This window comes from Paraburkholderia graminis C4D1M, assembly GCF_000172415.1.
In the GTDB taxonomy this organism is placed as follows: Bacteria; Pseudomonadota; Gammaproteobacteria; order Burkholderiales; family Burkholderiaceae; genus Paraburkholderia; species Paraburkholderia graminis.
The window spans coordinates 163,372-179,522 of record NZ_ABLD01000003.1; the positions used below are offsets into that span (position 1 = coordinate 163,372).

The window sequence follows — 16,151 nt, forward strand, 5'->3', positions numbered from 1 at the left end:
CGTTGGCTCCGGTCGCCGCTGGCCGTCAGTCGCCCGCTACCCGCCCCCATCCTCAAAAACCCCACCTCACCCCCGCCCAAACACCCGCTCCCAAAGCCCAAGCACCGCATCTCTCTCGGCCGCGACCAACCCCGGCTCGACTCGCGCCTTCTCCATCCCATCGAGCCGCAGCTTGTGCTGCAGCTTGCGGTACGTGCGATAAGCGGCGCCGACCGTCTCCGCTTCCGCCTCGCTCATCAGCCCAAGACGCGACACCTCGCGCAACAGCGCAATGTTGCCCGTATTGCGGATCAGCTCGGGATCGCGCGCCGCATGCAACAGCACCCAATACTGCACGGTGAACTCGATGTCGACCATCCCGCCGCGATCGTGCTTGAGATCGAACAGCGTCGTGTGGTTCGGATGCCCGGCGGCGACGCGCTCGCGCATCTCCACGATTTCGCCCGCAAGCTGCGCGGCGTCGCGCGGCGTCGTCAGCACCTGTTCGCGGATCGCCTCGAACTGCGCGCCGATCTGCGCGTCGCCGGCGCAGTAGCGCGCGCGAGTCAGCGCCTGGTGCTCCCACACCCACGCGGTGTTGGCCGCGTCGCCCTCGCGCAACTGATAACGGCGGAACGCGTCGAGATCGGTAACGAGCAGGCCCGACTCGCCGTTCGGCCGCAAGCGCAGATCGACGTCGAACAACGTTCCCGCACCGGTTGCGGTCGTCAGCCAGGTAATCAGGCGACGCGTGTAGGTCGAATAGATGTCCGAAGCGGCATCGTCGGGATCGTCGTAGAGAAAGATCACGTCGAGGTCCGACGCATAGCCCAACTCCTTGCCGCCCAGCTTGCCGTAAGCGATCACCGCGAATCGCGGCGCGTCGCGGTGGCGCTTCGGCAACTGCTTCCAGACGGCTTCGAGCGTGACGTCGAGCACGGCATCGGCGAGTTCGGACAGACGGTCGCTCACATGCTCGACGCTCAGCTTGCCCGCGAGGTCGATCAGCAGAATACGGAACACCTCGGCCTGGTGCGCGTGGCGCAGCAAGTCCATCTGCTGCTCGACGCCGTCCGCCGCGGCCAGCCGCAAGCGCAGCGTGCGCTTGAACTCGGGCCAGTCGAACGGCGTGTTCAGCGCTTCGTCGTCGAGCAGTTCGTCGAGCAGTTGCGGATGGCGGATCAGATAACCGGCTGCCCAGCGCGACGCGCCCAGCACCGACAGCACCCGATGCAGCGCTTGCGGATACTCGGTGAGCAGCGCGAGGTACGCGCCGCGCCGGCCCACGGCTTCGAGCAGATCGAACAGACGCGCGAGCGTGTCGCCGCGCCGCTCGGGCGGCTCGAGCGTGCGCGCGGCTTCGAGCGCGCGCTGCGCGACGATGTCGAAGCGCTGCCGGCTGCGCTCCGCGAGTCCGGCATAGCGCGACGATTGCCAGACGCCGCGCAGCCGCGCGAGCAGATCGGCGGGCTCGGCCACGCCCAGTTCGACGAGACGCGCATGCAGCGCCTCCGCCGCGCTGTCGTCCGCGAGCGCGCTGCTCCAGACCCACACTGCCGCGCCGTCTTCGGGCGCGCCGCAGCCGTCGCGGCCGCTCACCTTGTCGGCGAAAATCTGGTCGAACTGCTGTTCGACGAATTCCCGATGCGCGTCGAGCCGCTCCATCAGCATCGGATAGTCGTCGCAGCCCATTGCGCGCGCGAGCGCCACGCGTTCCTCGGAATCGACCGGCATCGCGTGCGTCTGCGCGTCGTTGCGATATTGCAGCCGATGTTCGAGCTCGCGCAAAAAGCGATAAGCCTGTGAGAGCTTCACGCACACCGACGTGTCGATCAGCCCGTGCGTCGCGGCGTGCCGCAACACGGCGAGCGTGGGACGCACCCGGAAACCGGCGTCCTGGCCGCCGCGAATCAGTTGGAACACCTGCGCGCTAAATTCGATTTCGCGGATGCCGCCGCGTCCGAGCTTGATGTCGTCGGCCTTGTCGGGACGCATCGACGCACGGCGTTGCGCCTCCTGGCGAATCTGCAGATGCAGCGCGCGGATTGCGCTGATCACGCCGAAGTCGAGATAACGGCGGTAGACGAACGGCGTGACGATCGCATCGAGTTGTTTCGACAGACGCTGCGCCGCGTCGCTCGTGCCTTCGGAAACGAGCCGGCCCTTGATCCACGCATAGCGCTCCCACTCGCGGCCCTGCACGTAGAAATATTCCTCGAGCATGCCGAGGCTGCACACGAGCGGTCCCGAATCGCCGTTCGGACGCAAACGCATGTCGACGCGAAACACGTAGCCGTCGGCGGTCACTTCGGCGAGCGCGCCGATCAGGCGCTTGCCGAGGCGCGTAAAAAAGTCTTGCGTGGCAATCGGCGCGCGCTGGCCGCCTGCCGTCTCGCCGTCCTCTTCGTAGATGAAGATCAGGTCGATGTCCGACGAGACGTTCAGCTCGCGGCCGCCGAGCTTGCCCATGCCGACGACGCCGAGCGTGAGCCGTTCGCCCTGCGGGCCGCGCGGCTCGCCGAAGAGCGTTTCGAGTTCGGCGGACAGCACCGTGAGCGAGCGCTGGATCGTGGTCTCGGCGAGATCCGTCATCGCGCCGGTGACTTCGGCGACGTCCGCCTCGCCGGCCAGGTCGCGCTCCATCACCGCGCAGAAGACCTCAGTGCGCAACTGGCGCAACGCGCGCTTCAATGCGGCCTCCGTCAACGGCGCGTCGGCGCCGCCGGCCGCTTCGGCACACAGCGCGTCGAAGCGGGCGTCGATGCGCTCGCGCGTCAACGGCCCGGACGCAAGCTCCGCCACCTGCGCGACGAGTTGCGGACGGGCCGCCACGGCGCGCGCCGCGTAATGTGAATAGCTGGAACTCAGGAGAGTGGCGTGAGTCATCAAAGGTCTGGCTCGCTCGTTGCTTGATTGGCATGAACCGCGGATCAGCGGCTCGTCGCACGACGGTTTGCTGCGCGCCGATGTGGGTCGTGCAGCGGGCCCCTGACAGGGTTTTCCGGAAGTCCTGTCGACGCTTTCCCGTGTGTTACATTTCGTCGTTAATCCGCAAAACTACCATACGCCCACCCGCCGCAGCATGTCCGAGCGAAACGAATCCGCCGACCCGCAGGAAACCGGGCCGGCCCGGCCTGTGAGCGGAAGCGACCACGTCGTCTTGCGCCGGACGCTCCACGTTGTTCTCGCGCTCGCGCTCGTCCTCTATTTCATCGCGGCGGGGCTGTTTCTCGGCTTGCGCTACGTGGTGCTGCCGCGCGTCGACACGTTCCGGCCGCGAATCGAAGCGACCGTCTCCGACAAGCTGCATGCGCAGTTCACCATCGGCAAACTGGCGCCGCATTGGAGCGGGTTTCAGCCGGGGCTCGACATCACGAATCTGGTGATCCGCGACCATGACGGCAAACCCGCGCTCACCATTCCGCACGCCACCGCGACGCTGTCGTGGCGTTCGCTGTGGCAATTCCATCCGGCGCTGTCGAGTCTGATCGTCGACCAGCCCGACGTGCTGATTTCGCGCGGCGGCGACGGCGTGCTGTCGGTCGCCGGCGTGCCGGTGCCGACGCGTCATAGCGGCAACGACACGTTGTCGACGTGGCTCGTGCGCCAGCAGGCGATCGTCGTGCGCGGCGGCGTGCTGCGCTGGCGCGACGCCCAGCGCGACGCGCCGGAGCTCGCGCTGCGCGACATCCGCATCGCCATTCTCAACGACGGTTACGATCACCGCCTCGCGCTTCAGGCGCCGCCCGACGGCCAGTTGCTGCGCGGCCCGCTCGATTTCCGCACGCATTTCCGGCACGCGCCGCTCGCCGCGATCGGCAAGCCGATCAACTGGAAAGGACAGGCGTATGTGTCGACCGGGCCAGTCGATCTGCCGACGCTCGCTCGCTACATCAAATTCCCGATCGAGACGTTTGCGGGCCGCATCGACAACGCGATCTGGGTCGATTTCGCCGACGGCCGCATGACTTCGGCAAGCGGGCAAATGGCCGGCGCCGACGTGGCGCTGCGAGTGCGGCCCACGCAGCCCAAGCTGCTGTTGCCGATCGCGAATTTCGGCTGGCGCCTGCAAGCGCAGCAAGGCGATTACGAGCTGCAACTGAACGACATGCGCGCCGAACTCGGCCAGCCGCCGCTCGAAGACGGCACGCCGCTCACGCGCACGCTCGCGTTCCAGACGCTGAACGGGCACTACCGGACGGCTTCGCAGCAACACGGGCAGTTCATCAGCGTGTCGGGCGATCGCGTCGACCTGGGCATACTCGCGGAGTTCAGCCGCGCGCTGCCGCTGCCGCGTGCGCTCCTGAACAGCCTCGTGCGCTATAACCCGCGCGGGCTCGTCGCTAACTACCTGATCGAAGTCGAGCGCGGCAAGCCGGAATCCGGCGAGCCGGGCGGCGACCGTCATGGGACCGGCGCGGAGCCGATCGAGCGCTACCGCTTCACGGGCGACCTGCAAGGCATCAGCGTCGCCGCGCAGGAGCCGCCGCCGGGGCTCACGGCGCGCAATCACCCGCGCGCCGGCATTCCGGGCATCGAAAATCTGTGGGGCCGCGTGGACGCCGACCAACGCCGCGGCACCGCCACGCTCGACACGTCCAACGTCGCCATCACGCTGCCGGGCGTGTTCGACGATCCGCGCCTCACGCTCGACCGGCTGCATGGCCGCGCCGACTGGACCATTTCGCCGAAGGCGCCCGGCGAGAACCATCCGGCGTTCACGGTGAAGCTGGCCGAGCTAGGCGTCTCCAATGCGGACGTCGCGGCGACAGCAAGCGCGGACTACAGCAATCCGGGCCACGGCCGCGGCTCGCTGGATCTGACCGCCGACTTCGAGCGCGCGCAGGTGTCGCGCATCGTCCGCTATCTGCCGACCAGCATCAGCGAGAAGCTGCGCATGTATCTCGGCCACGGCTTGCAGGCCGGCATGTCGCGCGGCGCGAAGATCGAAGTGCATGGCGACCTCACTAAATTCCCCTACTCGCGCGATCCCGAAGCGGGCATCTTCCATATCGTCGCGCCGTTCAAGGGCGGCAAGTTCGACCCGTCGCCGTACCCGCCGCGCAACATGCGCAACGGCACGCCGAACGTGTGGCCGGCGTTCGACGGCATCGACGGCGTGTTCGAGATCAGGCAGAACGTGCTGCGCTTCGACATCGACCGGGCACGCTACAAGCGCGTCGCGCTGCACGGCGTGAACGGCAGGATCGACGACCTCGGCACGCGCGAGTCGAATCTCGTCATCAAGGGCGACGGGCTCGGGCCGCTCGCCGACATGCTCGACTACGTGAACGAAAGCTCGCTTGGCATCATGGCGCGGCATCAGACCGAGAAAATCCGCGCCGAAGGGCCGGCGTCGCTCGCGCTGAAGCTGACGGTGCCGCGCACGCCGAAGCCGCATATCGGCGTGGAAGGCGCGCTCGGCTTCCAGAACAATCGTTTGAGCGTGGCGAACGTGCCGCCGCTGTCGCAAGTGAAGGGCAAGGTGCGTTTCACCGAGCGCAGCGCACAAACCGAGCGGCTCACCGCGCAGTTTCTCGGCGGCGATGTGCGGGCGAGCGGCGGGCTGAAACAGGACGGCACCTACGCGCTCGACATGAACGGCCATATCGCCGTCGAGGCCGCGCGCGGCCTCGATCTGCATGGCCCGGCCGCGCAGGTTCTCACGCGCATGAGCGGCAGCGCGCCGTATGCGCTCACGGTGCGCGGCGCCAAAGGCAAGCTGCCGCAACTGACCGCGAACTCCGACCTGACCGGCCTCGCGCTCGACTTCCCCGCGCCGTTCAACAAGCCGGTCGGCACGCCGATGCCGCTGCGCGCGAGTGCCGGTCCGTCGACGCTCGCCGGCGAAAGCGGACTCGAGCGCGCCGAGCTCGACTTCGGCCCCATCGCCGCGCGCTATCTGCTGCATTACGACCCGAAAAGCCCGCCGACGGTGGTGCGCGGCGCCATCGGCGTGAACCGGCCGGCCGACTTGCCGAGCGAAGGCGTGATCGCCGCCGTGGACGTGGACGCATTCGACGCCGACGCGTGGCGCGCGCTGATTACACAACTGCGCAGCAACGAGGCGCCCGCCGCGCCCGTCCCGCCCGCAACCCCGAATCCGACCGTCGCGCAGTTTCTGCCGAGCCGCTTCGCGCTGCACATCGGCACGCTGACGCTGCTCAAGCGCCACTGGGAGAGCGTAATCGTCGGCGCTTCGCACGCGGACGGCAAATGGCAGGCGAACATCGCGTCGAATCAGGTGTCCGGTCATGTTTCGTGGCTCCCGGGCGCCGACAAGGCATCGCCGGGCACGCTGCAGGCGCGCTTTGCACGCGTCGTGATTCCGTCGGTCGCCGACAAGGATCTGCTCGGCCAGGCGATGTCGGCGCCGGCGCAAAACATGCCGTCGATCGATCTGGTCGTCAACGAGCTGATCGTGCGCGACCGCGACATCGGCCGGCTTGAAGTGCTCGCGCACAACTTCAACGAAGACGGCGTGCCGGTCTGGCAACTGGACAAGCTCGACATCGCGAATCCTGCGGCCACGTTAACCGCGACGGCGAACTGGCGCACCTCCACGGAACTCGGCAACGCCGCGGACGAAAGCACGCCGCGGCGCACGGTGTTCGATTTCAAGCTCGACATCAAGGACGCGGGCGGCCTGCTCGAGCGCTTCGGCCAGCCACGCACGCTGAAGGCGGGCAGCGGCACGCTCAACGGCAAGATGGTGTGGCGCGGCGGCCCGACGGCGATCGACTATCCGACGCTCAACGGCAATATCGCCGTGGATCTGCGGCATGGGCAGATTCTCAAGGTCGATCCGGGCGTCGCCAAGCTGCTCGGCGTGCTCAGCCTGCAAAGCCTCGCGCGCTTCGCGACGCTCAATTTCCGTGACGTGATCGGCGAAGGTCTGCCCTTCGAGCATGTCACGGGGACGGCGCAGATTCGCAACGGCATCGGCCGCACGGAAAACTTCGAGATGGTGACCGCGCCGGCCCGCGCCGAGATGAAAGGCTCGGTCGACCTGGCGCAGGAAACGCAGGACATGCACGTCAAGATCGTGCCGACGGTGAGCGCGGGCGCGGCGGTCGTCGCGGCCGCGGTGATCAACCCGCTGCTCGGCCTGGGCGCGCTGGTGGCGGACCTCGCGTTCAGCAAATCGGTGTCGCACGCGTTCGCGCGGGACTATGCGATAACGGGCTCCTGGTCGAAACCGCACATCGAGCGGGTCAAGAGCGATCGGGGTAAGATGGACGCTCCAGCTTCGACCGCCGGCGCGAACTGAGCGTCCAAGCAAGCGTGCAACCGGGGCTTTGTCGATCGCGATCGGATGGCTTCGGTCAGCGCATCCAGTAGGCGCTTCGAGTGGCGCACACCGGCGGCCCGAGCCAGCCCTGAACGACGTATGCGGCGCCGGCTGTCGCGCCGCCTTGCCGGGAGTTTTCCGAAACGCTCATGAGCGAAACACACGTCTCTTCGTCTTCATCCCCCGCCTCGTCCGACACTGCGCTTGCTAGTGCGCAGCGAGAACCGGCGAGCGGTCAGTCAAGCAGCTTCCGGGTCGCCGCGCTGCAAATGGTGAGCACGCCGGATCGCGAGCGCAATCTCGCCGACGCCGAACGTCTGATCGCCGAAGCCGCCGCCGACGGCGCACAGCTTGTCCTTCTGCCCGAGTACTTCTGCTTCATGGGCTTCAAGGACACCGACAAGCTCGCGGTTCGCGAAGCGTATCGCGACGGCCCGATCCAGCGTTTTCTCGCCGATGCCGCGCGCCGCCACAAGGTATGGGTGATCGGCGGCACGTTGCCGATCACGGCGCCGGAGCCGTCGCGCGTATTGAACACGACGCTCGTGTTCGACCCCGAGGGTAACGAGGCCGCGCGCTACGACAAGATCCATCTGTTCAACTTCGAAAAGGGCGAGGAATCGTTCGACGAGGCGCGCACCATTTGCCCCGGCGGCGAAGTCCGCACCTTCGAGTCGCCGTTCGGCCGCGTCGGTTTGTCGGTCTGCTACGATCTGCGCTTCCCCGAGCTCTACCGGCGCATGGGCGATTGCGCGCTGATGGTGGTGCCGTCGGCGTTTACTTACACGACGGGCCGCGCGCATTGGGAAATGCTGCTGCGCGCGCGCGCCGTCGAAAACCAGTGCTACGTGCTGGCCGCGGCGCAAGGCGGCAAGCATGAGAATGGCCGCCGCACGTGGGGCCACAGCATGCTGATCGATCCGTGGGGCGAAGTCGTCGCGGTGCGCGACGAAGGCGCCGGCGTGGTCGCGGGGACGCTCGAACGCACGCGCATCGACGAGGTGCGGCAGAGTCTGCCCGCATGGCGTCATCGGGCGCTGAGCTAGAACACGTGACATTGAAACTGCGGCGTCCGTCACTCATATAGTGAGCGTGGCGCTAACCGAATCCTTCGTATCGAGCAGAACATACTTCGCATGAACATCATCGAACCTGGTATCCGCAATCTCGCCACCGCCAAGGACATCCTCCTGACGCCCTATGGTCTCGACGAATCGCTGCTCACCCGCACGCTCGCCGAGATCTTCACGCATCGCGTCGATTACGCGGACCTGTACTTCCAGGCCACGCGCAGCGAAGCGTGGAGCCTTGAGGAAGGCATCGTGAAGTCGGGCAGCTTCAGCATCGACCAGGGCGTCGGCGTGCGCGCCGTGTCGGGCGACCGCACGGCTTTCGCGTATTCCGACGATCTGTCGCCCGAGGCGATCCGCCAGGCGGCGATCGCCACGCGCGCCATCGCCAAGGCGGGCGGCGGCAAGCAGAAGATCAAGGTGGCGTCGTCGCTGACAGGCATCGCCGGGCGCGATCTGTATCTGCCCGCCGATCCGCTGCATTCGCTCGACGCCACCGCCAAGGTGAAGCTGCTCGAGCGCATCGAACACATGGCGCGCGGCCGCGACCGGCGCATCCAGCAAGTGATGGCGGGCCTCGCCGGCGAATACGACGTGGTGCTGGTCGCGCGCAGCGACGGCGGCTTCGCGGCCGACATCCGGCCGCTCGTGCGCGTCTCGGTCACGGTGATCGCCGAGCAGAACGGCCGCCGCGAAATCGGCAGCGGCGGCGGCGGCGGCCGCTTCGACTACAGCTATTTCACCGACGAAGTGCTGTCGCGTTACGTCGACGACGCCGTGCACGCGGCGCTCGTGAATCTCGAAGCGCGCCCCGCTCCGGCCGGCGCGATGACGGTCGTGCTCGGGCCGGGCTGGCCGGGCGTGCTGCTGCACGAGGCGATCGGCCACGGGCTCGAGGGCGACTTCAACCGCAAGGGCTCGTCGGCATTCGCGGGACGCATCGGCGAGCAGGTCGCGGCGAAGGGCGTGACGGTGGTCGACGACGGCACGCTGCCGAATCGCCGCGGCTCGCTCAATATCGACGACGAAGGCAATCCGACGCAGTGCACGACGCTGATCGAGGACGGCATTCTCAAGGGTTACATTCAGGACACGCTCAACGCGCGCCTGATGAAGATGCCGGTCACGGGCAACGCGCGTCGTGAATCGTATGCCGCGCTGCCGATGCCGCGCATGACGAACACGTACATGCTCAACGGCGACAAGGACCCGCAGGAGATCATTCAGTCGGTGAAGAACGGCTTGTATGCGGTGAACTTCGGCGGCGGCCAGGTCGACATCACCAACGGCAAGTTCGTGTTCTCGGCGTCCGAGGCGTACATGATCGAGGACGGCAAGATCACGTACCCGGTCAAGGGCGCGACGCTGATCGGCAGCGGCCCGGAATCGCTCAAATACGTCAGCATGATCGGCAACGACATGAAGCTCGATTCGGGCGTCGGCGTGTGCGGCAAGGAAGGCCAGAGCGTGCCGGTGGGCGTCGGCCAGCCGACGCTGCGCATCGACCGGATGACGGTGGGCGGTACGGCCTGACGAGGCTCCGGCCGCACGATTCATGCGTGGAAACGCTGGATCGTGCGGCTTTTCCGCATTTTTAGACCGCATAGCTTGCCAGCCGAGCTTCCCCGGGTTATAAAGTCAATCACCCTTTTTTGACCAGCGCCTCCATTTCGCCATGTCCGCCAAGTTTTACTTTTACTTTTTTTGGTATCTCAGACCGCTGGCGGATCGAGAGGGGTGTTAGTGCACGCAGAACACCGAGAATTCCCGAAAAACCGCCAGCGAGTCTGGCGGTTTTTTTTCGCCTTCAGTCTTTGCTCATTCAGCCTTTGAACACTTTGCCTTGCACGCGCCGCCCGCGTGAACACGCTACGAACCGATTCAGGAGAACAACATGCCCCCGCACAACACCGACGATGTCCGCATTCGAGAATTGAAAGAGCTCACGCCCCCGGCGCACCTGATCCGCGAATTTGCCTGCGACGAAGCAGTGTCCGACCTTATCTACAGTTCGCGCACCGCCATGCATCGGATCCTGCATGGCATGGACGACCGCCTGATCGTGATCGTCGGACCGTGCTCGATTCACGACACCAAAGCGGCAATGGAATACGCGGGGCGTCTCGTCGAACAGCGCAAGCGCTTTGCGGGCGAACTCGAAGTCGTGATGCGCGTGTATTTCGAAAAGCCGCGCACGACGGTGGGCTGGAAAGGCCTCATCAACGACCCGCACATGGACAACAGCTTCAAGATCAACGAGGGTTTGCGCACCGCGCGCGAGCTGCTGTTGCGCATCAACGAACTGGGTCTGCCGGCCGGCACCGAATACCTCGACATGATCAGCCCGCAATACATCGCCGATCTGATCTCGTGGGGCGCGATCGGCGCGCGGACCACCGAGTCGCAAGTGCACCGCGAACTCGCGTCGGGACTGTCGTGCCCGGTCGGCTTCAAGAACGGCACCGACGGCAACGTCAAGATCGCCGTCGACGCAATCAAGGCCGCGTCGCAGCCGCACCATTTCCTGTCGGTCACGAAGGGCGGGCACTCGGCGATCGTATCGACGGCGGGCAACGAGGACTGTCACATCATCCTGCGCGGCGGCAAGACGCCGAACTACGATGCTGCGAGCGTGAACGCGGCGTGCTCGGACATCGGCAAGGCCGGACTCGCGGCGCGCCTGATGATCGACGCAAGCCACGCGAACAGTTCGAAGAAGCACGAGAACCAGATTCCGGTGTGCGCGGACATCGGCCGGCAGATTGCTTCGGGCGACGAACGAATTGTCGGCGTGATGGTGGAGTCGCATCTGGTGGCGGGCCGCCAGGACTTGCAGGAGGGCTGCGCGCTCACGTACGGTCAGAGCATCACCGATGCATGCATTGGCTGGGACGAAAGCGTCGCCGTGCTGGAAGGTCTCGCCGACGCGGTCAAACAGCGGCGCGTGGCGCGCGGAAGCGGCAACTGATTTTTTGTTTTGTGGTTTTACCGTTTGACCGCATCGCAAGAATGCGGTTTGCAGCGTTAAGAAACCCGGCTCGTGCAGTTCACAGCCGGGTTTTTTTATTTCGTTGGCCGAACGGACGAATGGTGGAGATGCCGCCGTCTATGTACCGTAGCAGTTCATCGCCGGGTCGCGAATGACTTGACCAGGCGGGAATTTGCGTATAATATTTTGTACATGGAAGGCGGTTATGACGCTGGAAAAAGAAGTTCGCTGGCTAGGCTCCAGCTATCGCGATTTGCTCGCCTTTCCAGAAGAGGCACGTCGGCAAGCCGGGTTTCAGATCGGCAAGATCCATGCGCGTCTCGACCCCGACGACTGGAAACCGTTCGACTCGGTGGGTCCTGGAACGCGCGAAATTCGCATCCGGGAAGAGAACGGCATTTATCGCGTGATGTACGTCACGAAGTTTGCAGAAGCGCTTTACGTGCTTCATTGCATGCAGAAGAAAACCCAGAAGCTCGCGCCGCACGACAAACTGATTGCCGAAACGCGGTATCGCGCCATCATTAACGATAGGAAACCTTAACAAATGACGATCGACACCAAAATTCGTCACGTGACAAAGCCCGGCGCAAACGTGTTTCTCGAACTCGGCTTTTCCGCCGACGAGGCGAAGCGCCTGCACGCGGCGTCGCAAAAGCAGATCAACGACACGAGGCTGCTCAAGGAGCAGCTCATGACGGAATTGTCCACGTGGATCGAGCAGCATCATCTGAAGCAAGCGGAGGCCGCGGAAATTCTCATGGTCTCGCGCCCGCGGGTCTCGGACGTGGTGAACAAGAAAACCACCAAGTTCACCATCGACACGCTCGTCGAAATGTTGAGCCGGATTGGCAAGCCGGTCACGATGGCGGTGGGATAGCGCGCGAGGGTGGCGGATTCGCGCAGCTAGCTGCTGGCAGCGAGCGCGCGCGCTTTGCCTGACCTGCTACATCGACCGGCTTACTCGACCGCGCCTGAACCGAACACTTCCGTGTGAATGCACGCCGGCTCCACGCCCAATGCAACCAGCGCGTCGCGCTGCGCGCGCATGAAGGGCACCGGGCCGCAAATGTAGTAGTCGGCATCCAGCGCGATGACGCGATCCGCGATTTTTGTCACGTCGAGACGGCCTTCGAAATCGTAATCGATGCCCTGCCGGTCGCTTGCATCAACGGCTTCGTAGAACACGACACGCTTCACGTTCGCATGCGACGCAGCGGTTTCGTCGAGCCACTCGCGGAACGCATGCACGCGGCCGTTGCGGCATGCGTGGACGAAAGTGACGCTCCGCTCGCTGCCGTCGGCGAGCAATGTCGACAGCATGGACGTCATCGGTGTGACGCCCACGCCGCCGCTCATCAGCACGACCGGCGTGGTCTTCTTGCGATCGAGGGTGAAGTCGCCCATCGGCGCGCTCACGTGCACGATCGTGCCCTCCTCCACGCCCGCATGCAGCAGGTTCGACACGTGACCCGGCGCGGCATCCTCGCGGCCGTCTTCACGCTTGACCGAAATGCGCAGCCACTTGCCATGCGGCGCATCCGACAAGCTGTACTGCCGCGGCTGGTCGACGCCCAGCTTGTCGACAAAGCGCGTGACGCTCACGTATTGGCCGGGTTCGAACTCACAGGCTGCGGTGCCGTCGGCGGGCGTCAGATAGAAGGACGTGATCTCGTCGCTTTCCACCTGCTTGCGCGCCACCTTGAACGGGCGGAAGCCGCTCCATGCCGCGCCTTCGTACAGCTTCGCCTCGGTGCCGACGAAAATGTTCGCGAGTTGGCCATACGCGACCTGCCACGCGTCGAGCGTCGGCTGATCGACCGCGTCGCCGAGTACGTCGACGATCGCACCCAGCAGATGGCGGCCGACAATCGGATAGTGCTCGGGCCGAATGTTCAGGCTCGCGTGCTTGTTGGCGATTCGCGAGACGGCCGGGCCGAGCGCGCCGAGATTGTCGATGTTGGCTGCGTACGCGTACACGGCGCGAGCGAGCGTCTCGGGCTGATTGCCGCTTTGCTGATGCGTCTGGTTGAAGAGATTCTTCAGTTCCGGGTGATGCGCGAACATGCGCTTGTAGAAATGCTTGGTGATGGTCGTGCCATGTTCGGCGAGCACGGGAACCGTGGCTTTGACGCGGGCAATCTGGTCGGCGGTAAGAGCGGTCATTTGTACTTCTCCTTAAAGATGCGCATACGATACATCTTATAGAGCGCCCTCGCCCAGACAGATTGTCGCAGGCTGAATTGCCCTGGCGTTGATGCCTACAGAATCGCGTCTGCTGCCTAGCCGTGACCGCGGTCGTGCTGCCAGAGGACGTCGGTGCCGCCGTCAGCGCGATTGAGCACGCGAGCGAGCACGAAGAGCAAATCCGACAGGCGGTTCACATACTGGCGCGGCGCCGCGTTGATCGTCTCTTCTTCGCCGAGCGCGACAATCGCCCGTTCGGCGCGGCGGCAAACCGTGCGGCAGACGTGAGCAAGCGACGCCGCCCGCGAGCCGGCCGGCAGGATGAACTCCTTGAGCGGCGGCAATGCGGCGTTGTAGTCGGCGAGCCAGCCGTCGAGTTGTGCGAGGTGGCGGTCGGTGATCATCGTGTGGCCAGGAATGCAGAGCTCGCCGCCGAGGTCGAACAGGTCGTGCTGGATCGCCACCAATGCCGCGCGCACGTTCTCGGGCAGGTTTTCGCACAGCAGCACGCCGAGATTGGAGTTGAGTTCGTCGACGTCGCCGATTGCCTCGATGCGGGCGCTGCTCTTGCGTACGCGCCGGCCGTCGCCGAGGCCGGTGGTGCCGTCGTCGCCGGTGCGGGTGGCGATTTTGGTTAGGCGGTTACCCATGGTGATCCTCTGGTTGGTCGGTCGGGATGCGGGTGGTGTGGCGGAGTCGCTGATGCCTCGGCCGATACGTTGGCCGGTGGGCGTTGATCATGCTTGGCGGCGGCTGGGTTAGTCGCGGCGCAGCTATCGCATCGGACATATTGCGCGCATCGGGCGGCCGTGGCCATTATAGGAGCGAGGTCCGGGCCGCAGTGATCATCAGCGGCCTGCAAGGACTCGAGCCGGCCTGCAAACGATCGGCGTAAAATGAAACGGTTGCTGCAGAATCGCTTCGGCTGACAATGATTGATAACCGTGGTCGATGGACTGGGGTAAGCGCTGAAGCGCTAACTCCAGTCGACCGCTAGCATGGGACCGGACTAAGCGCTGAAGCGCTAACTCCAGTCGACCGCTAGCATGGGACCGGACTAAGCGCTGAAGCGCTAACTCCAGTCGACCGCTAGCATGGGACTGGAGTAAGCGCTGAAGCGCTAACTCCAGTCGACACAGGAGACATGCGTGAATTATGGTGTTCCGCCGGCCGCGCTGCGCCGGCCATTTTCCCCCGAATTGCTCAGCGCCCTCACCGACGCCTTCGGCGAACGTGTGTCGGTCGCCCAGGCCGTGCGCGAACATCATGGCCGCGATGAATCGCCGTTCGACCCGCAATTGCCCGACGCCGTCGTGTTCGCGCGCAACACCGAAGACGTGCAAACCATCGTCAAGCTCTGCGGCCAGTACGACGTGCCGATCATTCCGTACGGCAACGGCTCGTCGCTTGAAGGACATCTGCTCGCCGTGCAAGGCGGCGTGTCCATCGATCTGTCGGAAATGAACCGCGTCCTGTCGATCAACGCGGAAGATCTGACGGTCACCGTCGAGCCCGGCATCTCGCGCAAACAGCTCAACGAGGCGCTGCGCGACACCGGCCTCTTTTTTCCGATCGATCCAGGCGCGGACGCCAGCATCGGCGGCATGTCGGCCACGCGGGCGTCCGGCACGAACGCGGTTCGCTACGGCACGATGCGCGAGAACGTGCTCGGCTTGACCGTCGTGCTCGCCGATGGCCGCGTCATCAAAACCGGCACGCGAGCACGCAAGTCGTCCGCGGGTTACGACCTCACGCGTCTTTTCGTCGGCTCGGAAGGCACGCTCGGCGTCATCACCGAAATCACCGTGCGCCTTTATCCGCAGCCGGAAGCGGTTTCCGCGGCCGTCTGCGCATTTCCGTCGATGGGCGATGCAGTGCGCGCCGTCATCGAAACGATTCAGATGGGCGTGCCGATCGCCCGCGTCGAATTCGTCGACGCGCTCGCGATCCGCTCGATTAACCGGCATTCGAATCTGACGCTGCGCGAGGCGCCCACGTTGTTCTTCGAGTTCCACGGCACCGAGGCCGGCGTGAAGGAACAAGCCGAACTCGTGCAGGAACTGGCCGCGCAGAACGGCGGCGAAGGCTTCGAATGGGCGACGCGGCCGGAAGACCGCAGCCGTCTGTGGAACGCGCGTCACAACGCGTATTTCGCGATGCTGCAATTAAAGCCGGGTTGCCGCGCCGTCACGACCGACGTCTGCGTGCCGATTTCGCGCCTCGCGGAATGCGTCGTCGAAACAGAGCAGGACCTGAAGACGTCGCCGCTGCCCTGCCCAATCGTCGGCCATGTCGGTGACGGAAATTTCCACGTCGCGATCCTGATCGATCCGAACAAGCCGGAGGAACTGGTCGAGGCCGAACGTCTGAATCATCGCATCGTGCAGCGCGCGTTACGCATGGACGGCACGTGCACCGGCGAGCACGGCGTCGGTCTGCACAAGATGAATTTTCTGCTTGAGGAACACGGCGATGTCGCGATCGACACGATGCGCTCCATCAAGCACGCACTCGATCCGCACAATCTGATGAACCCCGGCAAGATCTTTAGCTGGGCGGCTTGACGCGTCGGCAGACACACAGGCGAGCGCAAGCCAGCGCAATTCAGGCGCAATATGAGTAGCAGCACCGGTAG

The 16,151-nt window shown here is 65.1% G+C and carries 10 protein-coding genes; 7 read left to right on the plus strand and 3 right to left on the minus strand.

Annotated elements, in window-relative coordinates:
• Nucleotides 1–66: 66 nt before the first annotated feature.
• Nucleotides 67–2,865, minus strand: a complete 2,799-nt coding sequence (glnE, locus tag BGRAMDRAFT_RS06495) for a bifunctional [glutamate--ammonia ligase]-adenylyl-L-tyrosine phosphorylase/[glutamate--ammonia-ligase] adenylyltransferase (RefSeq protein ID WP_006047890.1) — start codon at nucleotides 2,863–2,865, stop codon at nucleotides 67–69.
• 196 nt (nucleotides 2,866–3,061) lie between these two features.
• Here glnE and BGRAMDRAFT_RS06500 point away from each other — a divergent pair, with 196 nt between their 5' ends.
• The 6 genes from BGRAMDRAFT_RS06500 (at nucleotide 3,062) to BGRAMDRAFT_RS06525 (ending at nucleotide 12,209) form a co-directional block, all read left to right on the plus strand.
• A complete protein-coding gene (locus tag BGRAMDRAFT_RS06500) occupies nucleotides 3,062–7,249 on the plus strand; it encodes a YhdP family protein (RefSeq protein ID WP_006047891.1) in 4,188 nt (1,395 codons plus the stop codon).
• A gap of 170 nt (nucleotides 7,250–7,419) precedes the next feature.
• On the plus strand, nucleotides 7,420–8,316 hold the full coding sequence (locus BGRAMDRAFT_RS06505; protein ID WP_083803800.1) for a carbon-nitrogen hydrolase family protein: 897 nt from the start codon (nucleotides 7,420–7,422) through the stop codon (nucleotides 8,314–8,316).
• A gap of 90 nt (nucleotides 8,317–8,406) precedes the next feature.
• On the plus strand, nucleotides 8,407–9,873 hold the full coding sequence (gene tldD / locus BGRAMDRAFT_RS06510; RefSeq protein WP_006047893.1) for a metalloprotease TldD: 1,467 nt from the start codon (nucleotides 8,407–8,409) through the stop codon (nucleotides 9,871–9,873).
• A 361-nt stretch (nucleotides 9,874–10,234) separates the two neighbouring features.
• Nucleotides 10,235–11,308 carry a 3-deoxy-7-phosphoheptulonate synthase AroG gene (gene aroG, locus BGRAMDRAFT_RS06515; RefSeq protein ID WP_006047894.1) on the plus strand — a complete coding sequence of 358 codons (1,074 nt, stop codon included), beginning with the start codon at nucleotides 10,235–10,237 and terminating at the stop codon, nucleotides 11,306–11,308.
• 226 nt (nucleotides 11,309–11,534) lie between these two features.
• A complete protein-coding gene (locus tag BGRAMDRAFT_RS06520) occupies nucleotides 11,535–11,873 on the plus strand; it encodes a type II toxin-antitoxin system RelE/ParE family toxin (protein ID WP_006047895.1) in 339 nt (112 codons plus the stop codon).
• A gap of 3 nt (nucleotides 11,874–11,876) precedes the next feature.
• Complete coding sequence (locus BGRAMDRAFT_RS06525) at nucleotides 11,877–12,209, plus strand: helix-turn-helix domain-containing protein (RefSeq protein ID WP_006047896.1); 333 nt, start codon at nucleotides 11,877–11,879, stop codon at nucleotides 12,207–12,209.
• 80 nt (nucleotides 12,210–12,289) lie between these two features.
• On the opposite strand, the gene hmpA is transcribed toward BGRAMDRAFT_RS06525, so the two are convergent.
• Nucleotides 12,290–13,495, minus strand: a complete 1,206-nt coding sequence (hmpA, locus tag BGRAMDRAFT_RS06530; protein WP_006047897.1) for an NO-inducible flavohemoprotein — start codon at nucleotides 13,493–13,495, stop codon at nucleotides 12,290–12,292.
• A gap of 116 nt (nucleotides 13,496–13,611) precedes the next feature.
• On the minus strand, nucleotides 13,612–14,166 hold the full coding sequence (locus BGRAMDRAFT_RS06535; RefSeq protein ID WP_006047898.1) for a cob(I)yrinic acid a,c-diamide adenosyltransferase: 555 nt from the start codon (nucleotides 14,164–14,166) through the stop codon (nucleotides 13,612–13,614).
• A 498-nt stretch (nucleotides 14,167–14,664) separates the two neighbouring features.
• Between BGRAMDRAFT_RS06535 and BGRAMDRAFT_RS06540 the strand changes: the two genes are divergently transcribed.
• A complete protein-coding gene (locus BGRAMDRAFT_RS06540; protein ID WP_006047899.1) occupies nucleotides 14,665–16,080 on the plus strand; it encodes an FAD-binding oxidoreductase in 1,416 nt (471 codons plus the stop codon).
• Nucleotides 16,081–16,151: the final 71 nt, after the last annotated feature.